The sequence below is a fragment of the Sphingomonas sp. genome (genome assembly GCA_019635535.1).
Classification (GTDB): domain Bacteria; phylum Pseudomonadota; class Alphaproteobacteria; order Sphingomonadales; family Sphingomonadaceae; genus Allosphingosinicella.
On the sequence record JAHBZH010000001.1, the window covers coordinates 384,525 to 404,286 of the forward strand.

16 protein-coding genes are annotated in these 19,762 nt (G+C 63.8%); 6 read left to right on the forward strand and 10 right to left on the reverse strand.

Annotation, left to right across the window (positions count from 1 at the left end; translation table 11 throughout):
• Nucleotides 1-377: 377 nt before the first annotated feature.
• Complete coding sequence (locus KF780_02025; protein MBX3560565.1) at nt 378-1,139, forward strand: serine/threonine protein phosphatase; 762 nt, start codon at nt 378-380, stop codon at nt 1,137-1,139.
• Here the strand turns inward: KF780_02025 and KF780_02030 are convergent.
• Complete coding sequence (locus KF780_02030; protein ID MBX3560566.1) at nt 1,128-2,102, reverse strand: M48 family metalloprotease; 975 nt, start codon at nt 2,100-2,102, stop codon at nt 1,128-1,130. The genes KF780_02025 and KF780_02030 overlap by 12 nt on opposite strands.
• Before the next feature lie 282 nt (nt 2,103-2,384).
• Between KF780_02030 and KF780_02035 the strand changes: the two genes are divergently transcribed.
• The 4 genes from KF780_02035 (at nt 2,385) to KF780_02050 (ending at nt 6,535) form a co-directional block, all read left to right on the forward strand.
• Nucleotides 2,385-2,633, forward strand: a complete 249-nt coding sequence (locus tag KF780_02035; protein ID MBX3560567.1) for a hypothetical protein — start codon at nt 2,385-2,387, stop codon at nt 2,631-2,633.
• A 146-nt stretch (nt 2,634-2,779) separates the two neighbouring features.
• Complete coding sequence (locus KF780_02040; GenBank protein ID MBX3560568.1) at nt 2,780-3,784, forward strand: GDP-mannose 4,6-dehydratase; 1,005 nt, start codon at nt 2,780-2,782, stop codon at nt 3,782-3,784.
• 116 nt (nt 3,785-3,900) lie between these two features.
• On the forward strand, nt 3,901-5,226 hold the full coding sequence (locus KF780_02045) for a sugar transferase (GenBank protein ID MBX3560569.1): 1,326 nt from the start codon (nt 3,901-3,903) through the stop codon (nt 5,224-5,226).
• 106 nt (nt 5,227-5,332) lie between these two features.
• Nucleotides 5,333-6,535, forward strand: a complete 1,203-nt coding sequence (locus KF780_02050; GenBank protein ID MBX3560570.1) for a hypothetical protein — start codon at nt 5,333-5,335, stop codon at nt 6,533-6,535.
• Here the strand turns inward: KF780_02050 and KF780_02055 are convergent.
• From KF780_02055 to KF780_02065, 3 genes are all read right to left on the reverse strand, one after another.
• Nucleotides 6,532-7,716 carry a glycosyltransferase family 4 protein gene (locus KF780_02055; protein MBX3560571.1) on the reverse strand — a complete coding sequence of 395 codons (1,185 nt, stop codon included), beginning with the start codon at nt 7,714-7,716 and terminating at the stop codon, nt 6,532-6,534. The two genes, KF780_02050 and KF780_02055, sit on opposite strands and share 4 nt — an antisense overlap.
• Complete coding sequence (asnB, locus tag KF780_02060) at nt 7,709-9,685, reverse strand: asparagine synthase (glutamine-hydrolyzing) (GenBank protein ID MBX3560572.1); 1,977 nt, start codon at nt 9,683-9,685, stop codon at nt 7,709-7,711. The genes KF780_02055 and asnB overlap by 8 nt, the downstream gene beginning before the upstream one ends.
• Nucleotides 9,686-9,752: 67 nt before the next feature.
• On the reverse strand, nt 9,753-10,892 hold the full coding sequence (locus tag KF780_02065; protein MBX3560573.1) for a glycosyltransferase: 1,140 nt from the start codon (nt 10,890-10,892) through the stop codon (nt 9,753-9,755).
• 161 nt (nt 10,893-11,053) lie between these two features.
• On the opposite strand from KF780_02065, the gene KF780_02070 reads away from it, so the two are divergent.
• The gene (locus tag KF780_02070) at nt 11,054-12,004 is read left to right on the forward strand and encodes a hypothetical protein (GenBank protein MBX3560574.1); all 951 of its coding nucleotides are present in this window, start codon (nt 11,054-11,056) and stop codon (nt 12,002-12,004) included.
• Here KF780_02070 and KF780_02075 read toward each other — a convergent pair.
• The 6 genes from KF780_02075 to KF780_02100 form a co-directional block, all read right to left on the reverse strand.
• Nucleotides 11,996-13,144: a glycosyltransferase gene (locus KF780_02075; GenBank protein ID MBX3560575.1), complete on the reverse strand. Its 1,149-nt coding sequence runs from the start codon at nt 13,142-13,144 to the stop codon at nt 11,996-11,998. The genes KF780_02070 and KF780_02075 overlap by 9 nt on opposite strands.
• Before the next feature lie 26 nt (nt 13,145-13,170).
• A complete protein-coding gene (locus KF780_02080) occupies nt 13,171-13,992 on the reverse strand; it encodes a class I SAM-dependent methyltransferase (GenBank protein ID MBX3560576.1) in 822 nt (273 codons plus the stop codon).
• A 173-nt stretch (nt 13,993-14,165) separates the two neighbouring features.
• Nucleotides 14,166-15,407: a polysaccharide biosynthesis C-terminal domain-containing protein gene (locus KF780_02085; protein MBX3560577.1), complete on the reverse strand. Its 1,242-nt coding sequence runs from the start codon at nt 15,405-15,407 to the stop codon at nt 14,166-14,168.
• A gap of 165 nt (nt 15,408-15,572) precedes the next feature.
• A complete protein-coding gene (locus KF780_02090) occupies nt 15,573-16,769 on the reverse strand; it encodes a hypothetical protein (protein ID MBX3560578.1) in 1,197 nt (398 codons plus the stop codon).
• A gap of 65 nt (nt 16,770-16,834) precedes the next feature.
• Complete coding sequence (locus tag KF780_02095; GenBank protein MBX3560579.1) at nt 16,835-18,946, reverse strand: polysaccharide biosynthesis tyrosine autokinase; 2,112 nt, start codon at nt 18,944-18,946, stop codon at nt 16,835-16,837.
• Between the two features lie 77 nt (nt 18,947-19,023).
• Nucleotides 19,024-19,743: a polysaccharide export protein gene (locus KF780_02100; protein MBX3560580.1), complete on the reverse strand. Its 720-nt coding sequence runs from the start codon at nt 19,741-19,743 to the stop codon at nt 19,024-19,026.
• Nucleotides 19,744-19,762 lie beyond the last annotated feature (19 nt).

A 19,762-nucleotide genomic window follows, 5' to 3' on the forward strand; every position in this document is an offset into this window, starting at 1 on the left:
TTCCTTCATCTGCCGGAAAGCCGGGTCATCCCCGGCCAATGACACCCTTCGCCGCGCGCCCGGCGGCGGCGGCAGGCCCCTTTGAGCGTCGCGCGATCGCTTTCAGGCGGCGGCGGCGCAATATCGCGACAAGTTCGATCGCGCCGAAGACCACGAAGGGCAGCGCGCATAGCGCCACCGCCCAGACCCATTCATCCTGCAATTCCAGGTCCCTGTCGATTCATGGACATTGACGGTGTCTGATAGTCGGCCAACCAAGGCGGCACAAGGGCGCCCGCCTCGGGTCAGCGCATCGGAGCGATTGAACGGGGCGCCCGGCGCGCCTATCTGGCGGCCTTCCTCAAGCCTTGCAGCGATTGTTCCGCGACGTTCCAGCCATGCCCGTCCAACGCCTCCTCGATCTCGTCAGGAAACGTCCGTCCGCCGGGGGCAGCATCCCGGACGGGCGGCGCGTCTATGCGGTGGGCGATATTCACGGCCGGCTCGACCTGCTCGACGCTCTGCTCGCGGAGATCGAGTCGGACAATGCCTCGCGCGGACCGGCGGACACGCTTGTCATCTTCCTCGGGGACCTTGTCGATCGCGGCCCCGATTCGCGCGGCGTGGTCGAGCGGCTGATCGCCTACAGCAAGGGCCCGGCTCCCACCCGCTTCCTGATGGGCAATCACGAGGAAGTGTTCCTGCGCGCGGTCGGCGGCGACCTTAAGGCGCTCAAATTCCTCATCCGGATCGGCGGCCGCGCGACGATCCTGAGCTATGGCATCGACGAGGCCGAATATCGGAGCCTCGATTATGACGGCCTTGCGGCGGCGCTCAGGGCGCGGGTGCCGTCGGAGCATGTCGCCTTCCTGTCCGCGTTCGAGGAATGGATCGAGATGGGCGATTATCTGTTCGTCCACGCGGGCGTGCGTCCCGGCGTCGATCTCGCCGAACAGCGCGGCAGCGACCTGCGCTGGATCCGCGACGATTTCCTTCTCCACCGCGACAGCTTCGGCAAGCTGGTCGTGCATGGCCACAGCATCACGAAGGATGTGGACCTGCGCTCCAACCGGATCGGCATCGATACCGGCGCCTATGAAAGCGGCAAGCTGACCGCGATCGCCCTGGAGGGCGCGGAGCGCTGGTTCCTATCGACCTGAATCTTCGCCGGCCGGCGCGGCGATGGGAGGCGCAGGAATTTCGCCAAGCGCGCGGGCGCGGCGCACGGCTTCGACTTCGCGGCGGATCAGCGCCACCCGGGTGCGCCAGCTGCCGTGCGTCGGGCTGCCCAGGAAATTGAGCCCGCGCCGCCCGAAGCGCTCCCAGAAGGCAAGGGCGGCGCCGAGATCGTATCCCGCGCGATCGAGCAGATAGACGGCGAACCGGTCGGCCTCCTGCTCGGTCTCGCGGGTCAGCCGGGCATTGCGCCCGAATTGGCGAAGCACTCCTCGCTGGATGCCGGCCGCGTCCAGACGGGCGCGATGGCGCAGGATGTTGTGCGCGAGCTCGTGGGCGAGCACGGCGGCGAGCTCGTCGTCCGATCCGACATAGGCCCCGATCGCACTCGTCACCTGGACATAGCGCCCGTCGGCCAGCGCGTTGAGCCGGCGCGACGGGATGAGCTGGAACCGCGACGCGCACCCGCGCGCGCCGCGGACCTCGACCTCCAGCCTCCCGCCCCCGCGCCGCAGGCCGATGACGGCGACACGATCGGCAAAGGCCGCCTCGAGCGCTTCCAGAAGCGCTTCCATCCGCTCGAACGTGCGCGGCTCATCCGGCCGGCCGGCCGGCAGGGCGGTGCCGTCGAGATCGAGAATGATGTCGTCGCGGCGCACGCCCGCTTGTTCCGCCGGGCCGCCTTCGGCCAGCGCGAGCACGCCGGGGCCGGCATCGATGCCGAAGGCGCGAATCGCGGCGTCGCGAAAATCGGCGCCATATTGCGACAGGTCGTGAAGCGCGATCCCGGGCAGCCATGCCGTCGTCGCGCACAGATCGACCCCGGCCACCGCGAGCCGATGCCCGACCGTGGCGACGCGCGCATCCAGGTCGCGCATCGCCGACAGGGATTCGATGCGCGATCCCGCCTGCCCGAAAGCAGGCCCGGCAAGTCCGGCCGCAAACATGACGGCGGCAAGGGCAAGTCGCCCCGAGGAAGCAATAGTCAAGATTTCATGCTGCACATTGCTGAAACACTACCTTTGCGATATCTACAATTAATGATGACTTAACCATTTCTGAGCGAAAGCAGGTGCGCGTTACTCCAATCGCGGCCGTCGTTCTCTCGCCGAAATGTCTTGCAAATCGGCAACAGTATGTTTGCGGGTGGTCGGGAGCGCGGTTTTGGGGTTGTCATATCATCATCGCTGTGGCAGTGCCGCTTCTGCCAGCTCAGCAGGGAGTTTGAAATGAGTTTCAAGAAGGCATCTATGGTGGCGATGCTCGCGGTCTCGATGGCCAGCACGCCGGTTCTGGCGCAGACCGCCACGTCTGCCTCCTCGCTCTCGGTAGCGGCTCAGTCGCGCGCTGGTGCGGACATGGATTCGGCCGATGCGGTCAACGGCGGCTGGTTCATCCCGCTGCTCGCGATCCTCGCCGTTGTCGGCGGTGTCATCGCTCTCACCAGCGGTGGTGACGACGCGCCCACGAGCCCGTAGTCGCGCCGACAGGCATGAAAAGAAATAGCGGCCTTCGGGCCGCTATTTTTTCGCCCTGAGATACCGTAGGGCATTGCCGGAGACCAATCGAAATATGGCCGCGCGACCGCGTCGGCTGCAAGGGCCGAGGGCCACAGAGACTTTCCATGGCCACACTTGTTACCGGCGTTGCCGGTTTCATCGGGTTCCACACGGCACGAAACCTGATGGCCCGGGGCGAAACCGTCGTCGGGATCGATGCCATAAACGATTATTACGATCCGGCGCTCAAGACGCGCAGGATCGACGAGCTTCGCAAGCTGAACAGCGGCGAGCTTTGCTTCGAGCGGGTGGACTTCGCCGATCACGAAGCCCTGGAGGCGAGCCTCGCCTCGCACGATTTCGACCGGATCATTCATCTCGGAGCGCAGGCCGGCGTGCGCTATTCGATCGACAATCCCCGAGCCTATATCCAATCCAACCTCGTCGGGCACCTCAATCTCCTGGAAGTCGCGCGTCATCGCGGCGTATCGAATTTCGTCTACGCCTCCTCGTCGTCGGTCTACGGCAGCAACAAGACGCTCCCGTTCCGCGTCGAGGACAGGGTCGATCAGCCCATATCGCTCTATGCGGCGACCAAGAAGTCGGACGAGCTGATCAGCGAGACCTACGCCCATCTCTATCGGTTGCCGCAGACCGGCCTGCGCTTTTTCACGGTATACGGCCCATGGGGCCGGCCCGACATGGCGATGTGGATTTTCACCCGCAAGATCCTTGCCGGAGACCCGATCCAGGTCTTCAATCATGGCAATATGCGGCGCGATTTCACCTATATCGACGATATCGTGAAGGGCGTTGTCGCCTGCCATGACAATCCGGCGCCCGATGACGGGTCGGCCAAGGCGGGCGGCAGCGTCTCGCCGCATCGCCTCTACAATATCGGCAATCACCGCTCGGAAGAGCTGATGCGGATGATCGGGCTGCTGGAAGACGCCTGCGGCCGATCGGCTATTCTCCAGATGGAACCGATGCAGCCGGGCGATGTGGCCGAGACGTTCGCCGACATCGATGCGATCCGCCGCGATCTCGGCTTCGAGCCGACCACCTCGATCGACGAAGGTGTCCCGGCCTTCGTGGAATGGTACAAGGACTATCATCGCCTGAAAAACTGACCTTGGACACGGTGAGTGGAAGCGGAATAAGCGATGACTCACGATGACAGCGCCCGGTGCCGCTGCTAACAGGCCGGCTGTTCGATGGCGTGAACCGTCCGGTAACAGAGAGTTGGATGACCAAAGCCTCAGCAAAGCGCCTGCGGCCGCAAAATGAGTTCGTCAATCACGGCCTGCATTCGGTGGCGCCGGTGGCGTTCATGGGGCGGCTTCGTTACCAATGCCTGCTCGGCATTCTCCTCACGGTTATCCTGCCTCTCTTCGCCTACAGGCTGATGCGCCCGGATTTGGTCTGGGGCGAGCCATATGGCCTGAACACGGCCGGAGGGTCGCTCATCGCCTTCATCATCGCAATCTATCTGTTCCGGCGCGTCGTGACCTTTCCCGGCGTGGGTATCGTCGGCCATGTCCTGCCGGCTCTGACCGCGGGCTACGGCCTCATATTGTCGATCTATTTCGCGCTGCGGCTCGATTACAGCCGCATGGTATTCGGCATGAGCTTTGCGGCCGCGATCATCTTCTTCTTTCTGGTGAGCGCCTATCTTCGCAACCGCAAGGGGCAACGCTTTTACGTCGTGCCGTCGGCAAGTACCGTTAGTGTCGCGGCCATTCCGCATGTCGAATGGGTCATCCTGCGCGAACCGCGGATGCCAACAGATTCCAACGCGGTGCTGATCGCGGATCTGCGCGCCGATCTCGGGCCCGATTGGGAACGGCTCATCGCCGACGTGGCTGTCGCCGGACAGCCCGTCTACCACATCAAGCAGGTGCAGGAATCGCTGACTGGCCGGGTCGAGATCGAGCATTTGTCCGAAAACAGCTTCGGCTCGCTCATTCCCAATCTCAGCTACAGGAAGATCAAGCGCATCATAGATCTGGCGACATCGATCGCACTTCTGCCACTGATCGTCATCCCCGGCCTCATCGTCGCCATCGCGATCAAGACGGATACGCCCGGCCCTGTTTTCTTTCGCCAGCTGCGCCGCGGCTATGGCGGCCGCACGTTCAAGGTTCTGAAGTTCCGGACCATGCATCACGGCGACCCGTCCGAAGCCGTGGATCGCGACGAGGCGATCACCCTGGCTGGCGATCACAGGATAACCAGCGTCGGGAAATTCCTGCGGCGAACGCGCATCGATGAGCTTCCCCAGATATGGAACATCATCAAGGGCGAGATGAGCTGGATCGGGCCCCGGCCGGAGGCGCTCAGCCTATCGGACTGGTACGAGGCCGAACTGCCCTTCTATACCTACCGGCATATCGTGCGACCCGGCATCACCGGCTGGGCACAGGTCAATCAAGGGCATGTCGCGGACCTCGAATCAGTACACTCGAAGCTCCACTACGACTTCTACTACATCAAGAATTTTTCGGCCTGGCTGGACCTGCTCATTCTGGGCAAGACGATTTCCATCGTCTTTTCCGGCTACGGCGCGAAATAGAGCCGCGCGCAGCACTCGCTCGCACGCGTCCCCGACGCCCGTCTTGCAACATATCGCCTCCGGGCACATTCAGGCCCGATCAATCTGCTTCAGGGTAATGGCGCCCATGACTTCGCTGAACCGCCGGCATTTCATCCGCGCCGCCAGCGCCGCCGCCCTGCCCGCTCTCCTGATCAATTGCCGGAATGCGCCGGCCGACGCCCAGCGTCGCCGGGCGGACGATTTGCACGTGGCCGATTTCCGCGCGCCCGGCCTCAGCGACCGCCAGATCCTCGAGCGAGCCTTCGAAGCCTGGACCGGGCAGGGCGGAACGCTTCACCTCGAGCCAGGGCATGTCTACGATCTCGGGGTCCACGCCGACGGCAGCAACGTCTTTGTCGTCTTCGGGCTGGAGGACGCCGTTCTGGCCGGAAACGGGGCGACCCTGCGTCTCCATTCGCGCGGCCATTACGTCTTCAACATCCTCTATCTCGCCCATTACCGGACTCTGCGGATCGAGAATCTGCGCTGCATCGACACTGGCTATCGCGGCATCTACCAGGCTGGCGGCCGGTTCATCGTGCTCGATGCCGGCCAGCGGGACAGCGTCGACGTCACGTTCGACAATGTCGCCGGAGAAAGGCTGGTCAGCTTCATCACCGCCCAGGGCGTGCCGGGTGGTCCCCGCGTCCGCGGCATCCACATCGCGCCCAGTTGCCGGGCCGCCCAGGTCTTCTATGCGATCAGCTGCCAGAACAATGGCGACGATCTGACCGGCGGCCTCAGCACATTCAACTGCGCGCGCTCCTATTATCCGTACGGCGTCTCGAACCATCGCCTCGCGCTGCGCATCCACCATCAGGGCGCCCGCCATGGACCGGTCGCCGACATCGCGGTGCCGATCGTAAGCTACGGCCGCCCCACCTCGCTAATCAGGCTCGATGTTGCTTTCTCCGGGACCCTCGTTTGGGGCCGCGCCTGTGTGGCGCTTACGCACCAGCATGCGCCCGAAGACGGCCCGTCGGTGATCGAGGATATCGATCTGAACATCGTCATCGAGCCGGGAACGACCGCCGAATACGACATCCCCCGCCTCGATTTTCGCAATTATCTCGCCGACAGCACGCCGACGACGGGCCGGACCGCGAACATCTGGCGACGGATACGGATCGGCGGGCAGCTGCGGCCCGGCCGCGCGCCCGCGATCGTTTCGCGGGTCACCCCCGAAACGCCGCCCGATATCACCATCCTGCCCGACACGACCGGGGCGAGCGCCGCCGAGATCGACGTCCCGACCTTCCGCATCAATCGCCTGCGGCGTGGCGGTTAAGCGGCGGTGTTCCGGTCCGGAATGTCCATCGCGCGCAGCATCTCCGCGTTGATCCGCGAGACATCGAACCTTTCTTCGGCCAGCGTGCGACTTTCCTCCCCCATGCGTACGATCAACGATGGCTCATCGATGAACCTGATCATGGCCTGTGCAAGCGCGACGGAATCACGCGCCGGCACCAGAAAGCCGTTCAAACCGTCCACGACCGTGTCCCGACAGCCGGGAACATCGGTAGTGATAACAGCACGTCCCACGGCAAGCGCTTCTTGTGTGCTGCGTGGCTTGCCCTCGCGATAGGATGGCAGCACGTAGACGCTGCTTCGGGCAAGCCACGGACGAACATCCTCGACATGATCATACCAGTGCAGCAGGCCCCCGCTCACCCACGCATCGATTTCCGCGCGGCTTAGCGATCCGGGATTGGGATCAAATCCGCCCAGCAGCACGAAATGCGCGCCGGACCGTTGTTGGCTTACGATCCGCGCCGCTTCGGCATATTCGCGTATCCCTTTTTCGCGCAGTAGACGCGCCATGAGCAGAAACGTGACCGGCCGCAGGGGCGGCGACGACTGCGGCAGCTGGTCGAGATCGACGCCCGTGCCGGCGATCTGTACGACGCGCGCCGGCCCCGTCAGACGCGCCCGGGTGAAGAAGTCAACGTCGTCTCCATTCTGGAAGAAGACGACCTCGCACGAAGCGAAGCCGAGCTTGTACAACCGCATAACCAGCCAGCGCAGCAAACGCCGTCTGACGGGAAGGCTTCCTCCATCTGAAATGAAGACATAGCCCACGCCGGCGACCATCGCGAAGCGCCTTGGCACGCCCACGGCTCTGGCGGCGAGGCTCCCGTAAATCACCGGTTTGATGAAATAGCTCAATACCGCATCCAGTTCGAGCGCGCGCAGCTGACGCGCGAGGCGTATGCTATCCAACAAATCCCGCAAGGGCCGCATCCCCGTCCGTTCCATCGCAATGTCCACGGGCTCGGCGCCGAACTCGCGCACGCGCTCGCGCGTCCGTTCATCGAAATCGGGTGCAAGCGCGAACACGCGGATGCCCCGATCGACCAGCGACCGGATCAGGGGCCCACGAAAATTGGAAAGGGAATAGGCACCATTGGAAAGCACCGCCATCCGCTCGATTTTCCGGTTCTTCCTTCCCTTGCGCGAGAGATCAGGCACGCATCACCTGGGCGAAGGAAGGCAAATCCTGCGTGCGCGGCGGCGCCTGCTCCCGCAGCCAGGCCTGGAACATCAGCGCGGTCCACAGATGATGGTGCCAGCGCCGTCGTCCCGAGACATGCTCCTCCCACAATCGCCGGATGGGCGCGGGATCGAAAAAGCCGTCGTCGCGCAGGCGGCGCGGATCGAGGAGATCCTCGGCCCAGTCGCGCAGCGGACCTCGCAACCATTCGTCGATGGGGACGCCGAAGCCCATTTTCGGCCGTTCCACCAGCGGCTTGGGCACGTAGCGGAACAGCACTTCGCGCAGGATGTGCTTGCCCACCCCGCCGCGAACCTTCGCGGACTGGGGAATCTGCCAGGCGAACTCGATGACGCGATGGTCGAGGAACGGGACACGGCTTTCCAGGCTCACTGCCATGCTCGCACGATCGACCTTGGCCAGAATGTCGTCCGGCAGATAGGTCAATGTGTCCTTGTACATCATCGACTGGCAGAAATCCGGAAATGCCGGCCCTTCCTCATCCAGTATCGACGGCGGCTCCTCCCCGCCCAGAACCAGCATCCGCGGTTCCTTGAACGTGGAGACCAGCCGGCGATAGAATGACGCCGGCGATTGTTCGGACAGGATTTCTCCGACCTTCGGCAAGCGATCCGCGAGATTCAGATTGCGGTAGCGCGGTACCAGGCCGGCAATGCCGGCCGCCATCCTGCCCGTCACCGGCGCGGCGAGCGTCGCCGCCATCGCCCGGCGTGCGCCCAAGGGCAGCCTGGAAATCCGGTTCCAGATCCGCATGCCCAGGAAATAGCGATAATAGCCGGCGAAGAGCTCGTCGCCGGCATCGCCGGAAAGGCTCACCGTCACATGGCGGCGCGTCAGCTCGGAAACGAGATGGGTCGGAATCTGGGACGAATCGGCGAAAGGCTCGTCCCAGATCCGGGACAGACGGGGAATGACGGCCAGCGCATCGTCCGGCGTGACATGCAACTCGGTATGTTCGGTGCCCAGATGCCGCGCCACAGCCTTGGCATGCACGGCCTCGTCATAGCCCTGCTCGCGGAAGCCGATCGTGAACGTGCGGACGGGTCGCGAAGACTGCGCCTGCATGAGAGCGACGATGGTCGATGAATCGATCCCGCCCGACAGAAACGCCCCGAGCGGAACATCGGCCTCCATCCGCAACCGTACGGCGTCTCGCAGCAGGGCATCGAGCCGGTCCACCAATTCCGGCCCGTCGGCGAGAGGTCGGGCGGCGCCGGCCTCGGCGACGGAGCGGAAATCCCAATAGGGGGTCGGCGGACCGATATCCCGCCCCCCGTCGCGGATTTCGATGAAATGCGCGGGCGGCAGCTTGGCGAGCCCGCGCCAGATCGTATGCGGTGCTGGAATGTAATTATAGCGCATGAACAGAGTCAGCGCGTCGCGATCGACATCGCCCGAGAAGCCCGGATACGCCTTGAGCGCCTTCAGCTCCGAAGCGAAAAGGAAGCTGTTCCCCATCCGGCCATAGTAAAGCGGTTTCTCGCCGGCCCGGTCGCGCGCCAGGATCAGCGTTCGCGTCTCCCGGTCCCACAGGGCCAGCGCGAACATGCCGTTCAGGCGGGTCAGGGCATCATGCACGCCCCAGAGATCGATGGCCGCAAGCAGCACTTCGGTGTCGGAATAGCCGCGCCACGGCAGCCCCGGAACCTGCGCCTCGATCTCGGCCCTCAGCGCCCTGAAATTATAGATTTCGCCATTATAGGTCACGACGAACCGGCCGGAATGGGACGCCATCGGCTGATGTCCCGCCTCCGAAAGATCGATGATCGCGAGCCGACGATGGCCGAGCGCGATGCCGGCCTCCTTGTCGAGCCAGTGACCGGAGCCGTCGGGACCGCGATAGGCGATCGCGTCCGTCATCGCGGTGACTGCCCGCTCGGCCCCCGCGAAAGCGCCGGCCGTCAGGAACCCCGCAATCCCGCACATCAGCCGGCCTTCCTTTCAGGACTGCGCCCAGCTGCGAGAGCCCGGCCTCGAATCTGTATCATGGAGTCTATCTCCCGGCCGCCGAAGCTTCGGCGGCTTCCTCGTAAAGCGCATCATAACGCGCGACGACCGCGGACAGCGAATAGTGATGCTCGATCCGCTCGCGGGCTAGCCGGCCGAGATGAGATCGGCCTTGTCCGCCCAAATCTATCATCGCGGATAGCGCGGCTGCGATGGTGGACGGGCGCTTGTCTGCGCAGACCGTCCCCGCATCGCCGACGATCTCACGGCAATCCCCGGCATCGGTGACGACGCAGGGAATTGCGCAGGCCATCGCCTCTCCGATCGTATTGGGAAAGCCCTCGCCATGAGACACGTTGCAGGCGATGTCCAAGGCGTTGGTAATCGCCGGAATGTCGCTGCGGTCTCCCAGCAGGAGCGACCGCTCGGCCAGCCGGGGATCGGCCATGAGATGCGCGACCTGCGGATTCTCCCGCGTCATGCCGCTGCCGGCGAAAAGGAAGCGAACGGCGGGTTGGCCGACCATGAGCTCGCTCGCAGCGGCAAAGAAGCCCTCATGATTCTTCCAGGGATCGAAACGCGCGATCAGGCCGATCAGGATTTCGTCGTCCCGGACGCCCAGATCGCGGCGCATTGCGCGACGGGCGACGGGCGACGGCTGAAAGCGCTCCAGATCGAAGCCGTTGGGAATGATCCGGCGCTTTTGACGGGCATAGCCGATGGCCTCGTGCTCCAGCGCACCCTGTGTAGAATTGTACACTATCGCCGCTGGCCGTCCTGAAAGACGCGCATTGACGGCGATGATCCGCCGGGTGGTCCAGCGATCGCACTTCGGGACCGACAGCGACTGGCGTATGTTCCACAATAACGGGCTCCGGCGACGCGTCAGCCAATGCGCCGCCGTCGCGGCGAGATTGCCGTGGCTCATCCAGCCCTGCACGATGTCGGCCCGCTCTCGATCGACCAGGCCGCCCACAGTGAAGAGGCCGGAGAGATTCCGACCCCGGCGCCCCACATTCAATGCATGGACGCGAATCCCGGCCGCGGCCAATTCTTCGCCCACGGGCCCAATCGCACCGAGCGAGAGCACCATATGCTCGTGCGCTCCCCCGCCCAGTGCCAGCTTCGCCAGCATCGCTTCCGCGCCGCCCCGGCCCAGGCCGGCTATGAAGTGGAGAATCTTCATCAAAATCCATTTGGATCGAAGCCGTTCGACGACATTCGCCAAAGCCACCTAATCCATCGATAGCGTGACCGAAAGCGCTTTTGGCGGTCCTTTCGCGGTAGGGCGGGGCATGCTAGGGGGCACTTTCTTTCTCCCTGCCTCTCCGAGTTCCCTTTCTGCCGATGTTAATGCAGATTCGTTCCTCGCATGTCTTCCAGGCAGCGGTTTTTGCCGCGCTTTTCGTGCTGATCGGCTGGCGCGACATCAACCCGTACGGCTTCTCCGATCTCGAAGCCTATCGTGCCGGGTTTCAGTCCCAATGGTATCTGTTCGAGCTTCTCAACACGTCCCCCATCGAGTTTTTCCTCGGCGAGGGGCTTTGGGTCCGATTGTTCGACACCCTGCACGGAATGGTTGGCGACATCGATGCCGCCTTCACGATCGTTTCGCTGACTTCCGTTTTCCTGATCGGCCTGTTCGTCGTCAAGCGCTCGGGATCCGCCTGGTATCTGCTTTTTCTGTTCAATCCGGCGTTCGTGGAACTCACGCTCTCCCAGATCCGCTCGGGGCTCGCCTGCGCGCTGTTCTGGTCCGCGACGCTGATTTCGCACCGCCCTCTCAAGATTGCCCTGCTCGTGATCGCCGCGGCGATCCACACGTCCTTCTTTCTGTTCGGGCTATTTTATCTCGCCTATGTCGTGCTGGAGAACAGGCGGATATTGGACAACATATCCCGCAATGCGATGGCGATTTTCGTCGCATTTATCGTGATTGGTGTTGCGATCACTTCGATAAGGGTCACAGCCCTTTCGGCAATTAATGACCATCGCGCACTTTATGTGCTTGATCATACATCAGGAATATTGCTCTCTGTCGCATGGCTTTCGTTCGCCGTCACATTCATGATGTTCCGGAACGACAAGAAGATGGGATTCGAGCCGATATTCTATATATTCTGCGCCTCCATGGCGCTTGCATCGGCGGTGATGGACCTTTACGGATCGCGTTTTTCTGCCCTCGCCATTCCCGCGCTCGCCGTGATGGCGGCGGGCCTGGCACCGCAATATCGCTTCATCTACATCTTTCAGTTCGCGTTCTTCACGGCTATATATTTCTATTATTGGCTAGTCTGAGCGCGCGCCGCCAGGGACAGGATCGCGGCGGGACGCAACTCCCATGATCTCAAGATAGCGATCGACCGCTCTCTCCTCGTCGAACAGTGCCGCCCGATCGGCCACCGGCGGATGTTCGCCAGCATCCAGGACCTGCGCGATCGCGCGCGCCAGCGCAAGCTCGTCCTCGACAGGAACGAGCGCCCCCCATTTCCCGTCCTCCAGGACCGCGCGCGGCCCGGAGTGGCAATCCGAGCTGACCACGGGCGTGCCGCATGCCATGGCCTGTATCAGGGCGCCCGGCATCCCTTCGAAACGGGACGGGAGGACGAACACGTCCGCGCGCCTCATCGCGGCAAAAGGATTGGCCGCGAAACCAGGCAATGCGACGCTGTCGCCCACGCCCAGGCGATCGACGAGCCTCTCCAGAGCCGCCCGCTCCTGTCCTTCGCCAAGAAGGACGAGCCGCGCCGCACGGCTTTCACGCAATCGCGCGAAGGCCCCGATCAGGACATCGAAACCCTTTTCCGGGGACAATCGGCCGACGCCCAGCACGACGGGCAGGCCCTTATCCGCCAGCCAGGGATGGTCGGGCACCTCTTCGGCCAACGACCGCAGACGATCTGAGACGATCGGGTTGGGCACATAATATATGCGCCGCGCATCCAGCCGCAGCCCTTCGGCCAGTTCGGCGATGATCGGCTCGGACACGACGGTGACGGCATCCGCCCAGGGATAGGTCACGCGCATGAGGCCCCGCATGATTCTGTTCCTCGGCGTTCGGGCGTAGCGGCGGACGCTGAGGAAGCTGGTACGCTCGCTGATCACCATCCGGCCGCGCCAGCCGGACAGGCGGCGCGCGAGCAAGGCGACGACATTGGCGTGGCTGAGCGCGGAGAGCAGGGCAATGGGCGATTCCCGTCGCAGATAATCGCGCAGCGGTAATATGCAGGTCATGACGCGGCTGCGGCCGAGATCGACGATGCGGACACCGGGGCCAACCTCGTCCATGAAACGACCGCGTGCCGAAGCAAGCACGAGGTCGACGGCGTGTCCCCGCGCGGCGATCGCGTTGGCGAGCGTAATCATGACATTTTCCGCCCCGCCGCCCTCGAGGCTCGGCAGGAAGATGCTGATCGCTCCGCGCGGCTCGTCAGTCATGGTTGCATGGGCAAGCGCCGCCGGTTTCAGCCGCGGCGAAAGGTGAATTCGGCGCAGCCGGTTCCCAAAAGGCCGAAATCCTTCGGCCGCGGCCGTTCGACTATCGGCCTGAAGCCGAGCCGGGCGAAGCATGTCTTCACTTCCTCGGGCGTGGCCGACTCGTAAGGATAGCCGCCGAGCCAATCGTGAACATCGTTATGGAAATTCATGCCGCGCTTTCCCTTGTAATTGGCGACATAGGTCCAGGGATTGCGCCGGGTTACGACGAGACCGACATAGAACGCGGCCTTGTAAATCCCGCGGATCGCCGCCCGCACCGGTTCTGCCATATTTGTATAGAGGCGCTTTTCGAGCCTCCAGAAGCCGCAGGTCGGACGCTTCTGGTAGAGTGCGATCGCGAAATGCCCCCCCTGGCGCACCAGGCCGGCCGCCTTTTCGATCGCGGCCCACATCGCTCCCGTGTGGTGCAGCACGCCCCATGAATAGACAATGTCGAATTCGCCGAGTTCCTCGCGGTGGGCATCGAAAATGCTCAGCTCGCGGATCGTGACCGGCGCGCCCGGCGCATATCTGTTCAGCAAATCGCGCGCGGCGGACACGGAATTCGGATCGATATCCACGGCAACCACCTCGGCGGCGCCCAACCGCAACGCGGCCAGACTGTGCAGCCCGGATCCGCAGCCGATGTCGATGAACCGGCTGCCGGTAATCGCTTCCCGCGGAAGCAGGTCAAGCAGGCCGCGCTCGGCTTCGCGGATCGCGTCATCGTCCACATTGGCAAGATAGTCCCGCCAATTCTCGCCGAACTCGAAGTGGGTTTCGAGCCGCTGCAACCCCGGTTTGTTCATGATCGTAACCTTGTTCGTGTCAGCGACTGCAGAACGCGCGTCGAAGTCCTACTTGGTCCCCGTCGGAATTCAGCCCTGCACCTAAGGCCATGAGGGAAGGGAGGCAATCAGTTTCTCGACAGTGATCGTCAGTGAAATCAAATACATAACTGAAATCGCGATGCGAAAACATGCTATTCGCGCGCTTTCGGCTGGCGGGTTCGCAGGGTCCACAGCAGCACGCCGCAGGAAAATGCCTGCATCGCCGTCGTCGAGACGACCAGGCCGACCAGACCCAATGGGCCCACGAGAATGAAGCTCAACGACAATTTCAGGATCAGGCCGGCGAAAGCCAGCCAGGCCGCCAGCCGGTAGCGGGCAACGCTGTACAGCAGCTGCGACGCCGTGATCATCGCGAAATAGAAGGGCAACTGCGTCAGGCTCCAGCGCAGCACTTCGGTGACCTCGCGCGTGTCGTCCGTCGTGAACGCTCCGCGTTCAAACAGCAGCCGCACGATGTGCTCCGCGAACGGCCAGATCAGCAGCACGGCGCCGGTGCCGGAAGCGAAAAGCAGCCAGGTCCATCGCCGTGCGACGTGGTAGAGCGCATCGGGATCGCTCGCCTTCATCCGCACGAAGACGGGCAGGATCGCGCGCCCGATCGCGGTCGCTCCCAATGCGAGAAAGAGCGCCTGTATCCGCGTCGCATATCCCAATGTGGCGATCGACCCGCCGGCCATGTCGGCCGCGAAGAACTGATCCACAACCGTGGTAAGCGCCATCAGCAGCTGCGTCGCGAACATGATGCCGGCCCCGGCGCGAAATTCCGCCCAGGCGGGCGAGGCGAAGCCGAACCGCGGCCGCGGCGCCTCCCTCCCCAGCAGCAGCATGGTGATGACCAGCTGGGCCGCGAAACCGGCGAGCGTCCCCCACAACAGCACCTGCAACCCGCCGACACTCCACAGCAACAGCGCTCCCAGCAGCACGAGCGCCGGCATCCCTTCCAGCAAGCTGTTGGCGTGGCGCCCCCGGGACATCAGCAGAACGGACCCGGAATTGGCGGCGAGGCCGAGCGGAACCGCGAAAGCGAGATAGTTGACGGCCGTGACCGCATGACGATGCGTTTCGGCCTCGAGACCAAGCGTCGAGAAATCCAGCAACAGCCGCAGCGCCAGCCAAACGACCAGTCCGGTCGCGAATCCCAGCAGGACCACCGCGCCGAGCAGCTCGCCGCGGAATCGCCGTTCCTCGGCCGGCGCGGAATTCCGCAATCGCCCGTCAAGCGGAATGACGACCGCGATGGCGATGCTGTACCAGAGCGCGGCGGGCATCATGATTAGATTGAAAACAAAGAGATAGGCATCGACGACCGATCCGGTGCCGAAGGTCTGGGCAACGACCATTTCCTTGGCGGCGGCCACGCCCTTGGCGATCAATATGAAGATGGCGACGACCGTCATGCCCCGCGCGATCGTGCCGTGCACGCCGGTCCATGCCGACAGCAGGGAGGAGGGAAGCACCCGTTTCAGCACCGAATGATCCCTACCCGCCCGAGCTCGCGTCGCAGGCAATTGCCGGTCGATCTGGAGAAGGCGCGCACGTCAAATGCGCCGCAGCGAAATCGATCCGATCCAGGGCCATTCGGGCACCCCCCGATCAAGGCTCCCCTTGACGCGTATGGCGAACCACTGGTTCGCGCAGCCGGACGGCACGCTGAATTCCATCCCCAGCCGGCGCGCCTCGGCGTCCGCCGGTGGAAAATCTGTTTCGGCCAGGCGCCGTGCCGGCTGACCGGCACATTCGATCCGCACGAGCGGCCGCCGAAGCGCATCCTCGGCAACGCTGCCCACCAATGCCTCCGCGCGATATCGGCCGGGCGGCAGACGAAGCAACTGTCGTGCGACATCGCCGGCCACGCTTGAGCCCGCCGGCACATAGAGCACGAAATCCTGATCGGAACCATCCCGCAGCCGGCGATCCGGAATCAGCTCGCCATCCTCGGCGAACGACCAGTCGAAGGGGGGAAGCCGGCGTTCGACCCGAAAATTCCCGTCCCTGAGCAAGCCTGGCTGCCGAGCCGGCAGGCCTCGCACATCGACATACGCGGCCCAGGCGAGATCATGTCGGCCCGCTCCGCTCAGCCGGCCGAGCAGGATCGTGGCGAGTTCGCGATCCTGCTCATCCGACCAGTCAAGCATCCCTTGGAACACCGTCGCGAATGCAGCGGCGTCGTTCCCTGCGCCGAGATAATAGGTCAGGAAGTTGCGCCACCAGTTCGGCCGCGCAAGCAGGATTCGATTCACTTGTCGGGCGATTTCGGGGGTCTGAGTGGCGTTGGTGAGAATGGGGTAGAGAACCGGCTTCACCTCCTCGGACGTGCGCATGATCGTATCGTAGTGGCGAAGCGCGCCGGCGATATCATCCGCCGCCACCCGGTCCTCGATCAGCCAGAGTTCGGTCAGCATGTCGCGCTTGGTGATCGTCTCCGCATAGGCGAGCAGCCGTCGCGCCTCCAGCCGACGACCCTGCAGATCGGCGACAAAGCCCATCACGCGCAACGCCGCGACCGCCGTCGGATCGCTTCGATAGGCATCACGGGCATATTCGCTTGCCAGCCTTATGGTCTCGGCCGAGGGCGCCTGGCTGGAGGATAGCAGCTGTTGGGCAAGCCCCGCGCGCGCGCGCGCGTCATAGGGGGCGACAGCGAGCGCGATCTGCGGGCGCGCATATCTGAACACGCCGGCCGCCGTCACCGAAACCAGCAGCGCGGACAGGACGAGGCCGGCGATGCCCGCCATCAGCCATCCAAGGAGGCCAGACCGCCCGGTCGTCACACCCATTGCCCGTCCGCCCGCGTCAGCCGTCAAGTCGTTTGCTCGGCATTCCGTCCATAACCATAGCCATATTCATAGCCGTAAGCCGTGCGCCTTGCCTCAAACTTGGTCACGACCGCGCCCAGCATGTGCGCATTGGCCGCCAGTAGCCGGGCGATCGCCACGCGGGCCTGGCCGAGCTTGGTTTCGTTGGCTTCGATCACGAACACCGTGCCTTCCGTGCGACTGGCAAGCAACGGCGCATCCGCCAGGCCCATGACGGGAGGCGAGTCGATGACGATATGGTCGAAACGGTCATTGAGCTGCCGAAGGAGTTCGGCGAGCCGGCCGCCGGAGAGCAGCTCCGCCGCGCTGGGCGGTTGCGGCCCGGCCGGCATGACCGCCACATCGCCCGGCAGGGTGTGGATCATGTCGGACAGATTGTCGTCGCCGGCGAGAAAGTTGCTGAACCCGCGATCATTGGAAAGGCCCAATATGTGGTGGAATGACGGCGAGCGCATGTCTCCGTCGATCAGCAACACGCGCCGGCCGGTCCGCGCCAGGGATCGCGCGACGGCATAGGCCGTGGTCGACTTTCCTTCGCCGGGCCGCGTGCTCGTGATGGCGAGCGTCGCCGGAGCGCCATGATCCGTCGTGAAGGCCAGGCTGGTCTGCACCGCAAGATAGGCCTCGGAAAGATCCGACTTCCGATCGCCCACCAGCGCATAGGGATCCTCGTCGCCGGACGTTCTGGGAACCGTGCCGAGCAAGGGAAGGCCGAACAGATTATGCACTTGCGACGGATCCGAAATGGCATCGTCCATCTGCTCGATCACCAGCGCCAGCACGAAACCCGTAACGCCACCCAGCGCCATGGCGAGCACCAGATAGATGAGAATCCGCGGACTGGAGGGGCGCTCGGGAATCTGCGCGATGTCCACGACCGAAATGTTGTTGATCCCCACGCCGCCGGCAACACCGATCTCCTTGTAGCGCTGCAGCAGCGCGTCATAGAGTTGGCGATTGGTATCAACCTCGCGCTGGTAGATGTTGTACTGAATACTGCGTCGGCGCTGATCCAGCAGGCCCGCCTTGAGCTGCTCCACGCGCCGCGTCAGATTGGCCTCGCGTTCGGTGCTCGCCACGAAATTCGAGCGCAATGTGTCGCGCACCCTGTTTTCCTCCCGCTCGATCGAGCGGTCGAGCTGCTCGATCTGCTGGCGCAGCGCAACCACGGGGGGATATTCGGGTTCGAATTGCACTTGCAGCCGGGCAAGCTCGGCGGCGGATTCCGCGCGCCGCTGCCGCAGGCCGGAAATCGCCTGGTTCTGAAGCGCTTCGCCAACCTGATCGCCGGGCGCGCCGAGGCGGCTTTCGGCCTGCACGCGATCGGCGGTCGCCGTGGTCAATTCCCGATTGAGCGCCGCCAGATCGTCGACAACGAGCGGTCGCTCGCCCATTCCGAACGCCGGGCTGGCCGGCAGGTTCACGAGCCCTTCCCGCTCGGCATAGCCGACAAGCACTCTTTCGGACTCGTCCAGCCGGGTGCGCAGCTGGTCTAGCCGCTGTTCGAGGAACTGGCGCGCATAGGAGGTCGCGGCAAAACGACGCTCCAGCGCCATGCGGATGAAATGCTCGCCCCAGGCATTCGCAACCCTTGCGGAAAAGGCAGGATCGGGGCTCGTAAAGTTGACATGAACGAGGCGCGAAAGGCGGACCGGCGCGACCGAAAGATTGCGCAGCAACTGGTCGGCGACCTTGCGAATCCGTTGCTGGCGCGACGAGGCCCCAGGCCGGACACGGCCGTTTTCAAACCAGGTGTCCGTCTCTCGCATCTCGAACATCTGGAAGAAGCTCGCATCGTCGAAAAGGCGCAGCTCGGTCGCGACGCTGGCCGCCAGCGCATGCGACTGCAGCAGTCCGTATTGCGTCTGGTAGAATTCCATGTCCGCCAGTCCGGTTTCCGGCTCCACGCCCTGCACCCGGACGATATTGTTGCTTTCGCGCTGAATCTCGATCGTCGCGCGCGCGGTATACAGGCGGGTCATCAGCAGGATCACGATGGTTGCCGCCACGATCGCGGTGACGATGCTGCCGAAAATGAGCCAGCGGCGGCGCTGAAAGACAGTCAGATAATGCCCGAGCAGCGGAAACAGCGTCACGGAATCTTCGGCGGCCGGCGCAGGAGCAGCGTTTTGACCTGCGTATCGGAGGTTCATATCGTTCATCTGTCTGATTTCTACCGCCGTTGAATGAGCGCAATGATCGGTGCCGTCAGCAGCGCCGAGCTCTGGATGATATCCCGGAAAATCCGGCGCGCGCGCGATTCGCCTACCAATACGACGTCCTGGGCATAGACTTCCGGATCCTGATAGAGCCCCGCGCGAATGGCGCGGATGTCGTAAAGCGCCGCCATGCGCTGTCCATCGACGGTGCGAAACAGCACGACATGATTCAATCGGGCAAATTCGGTGGCACCCTGCGCGCGGGCGATCGCCTGCATCAGGGTCATGCGGCCCACGATCGGATAGAGGCCCGGGGTGGTCACTTCCCCGTCGATCGTCACCACGCGGCTGACGCTCTCCTCTATGTTTACGGTAACCTGAGGATTGCGGACATATCGCCCCGCCAGGCGCCGCTCGATTTCCTGGGCGACCTGAACAGGCGACAGCCCCCCCGCATGGACCTCTCCGACCAACGGAAACGAAATCACGCCGGCCGCATCCGCCTGGACCGTCCTGGCCAATTCTTCAACGCCGTAGATTTCGATCTGCAGCCGATCGAACGGCATGATGGTGTAGGGCTGCCCCGGCGCTGCCAGATCGGCCGCGGAGGGCGGCGGCAGCACGCCGGTTTCAGAAACCGTGACATATTGAGTGGTCTGCAACGGCGGTGAGGAGGAGCAACCGGCGACCATCAGTCCGCTCAAGGCAGCGGTCGCGCTCCAGAAAAACCTCATCGACTACCTTTCATACGCA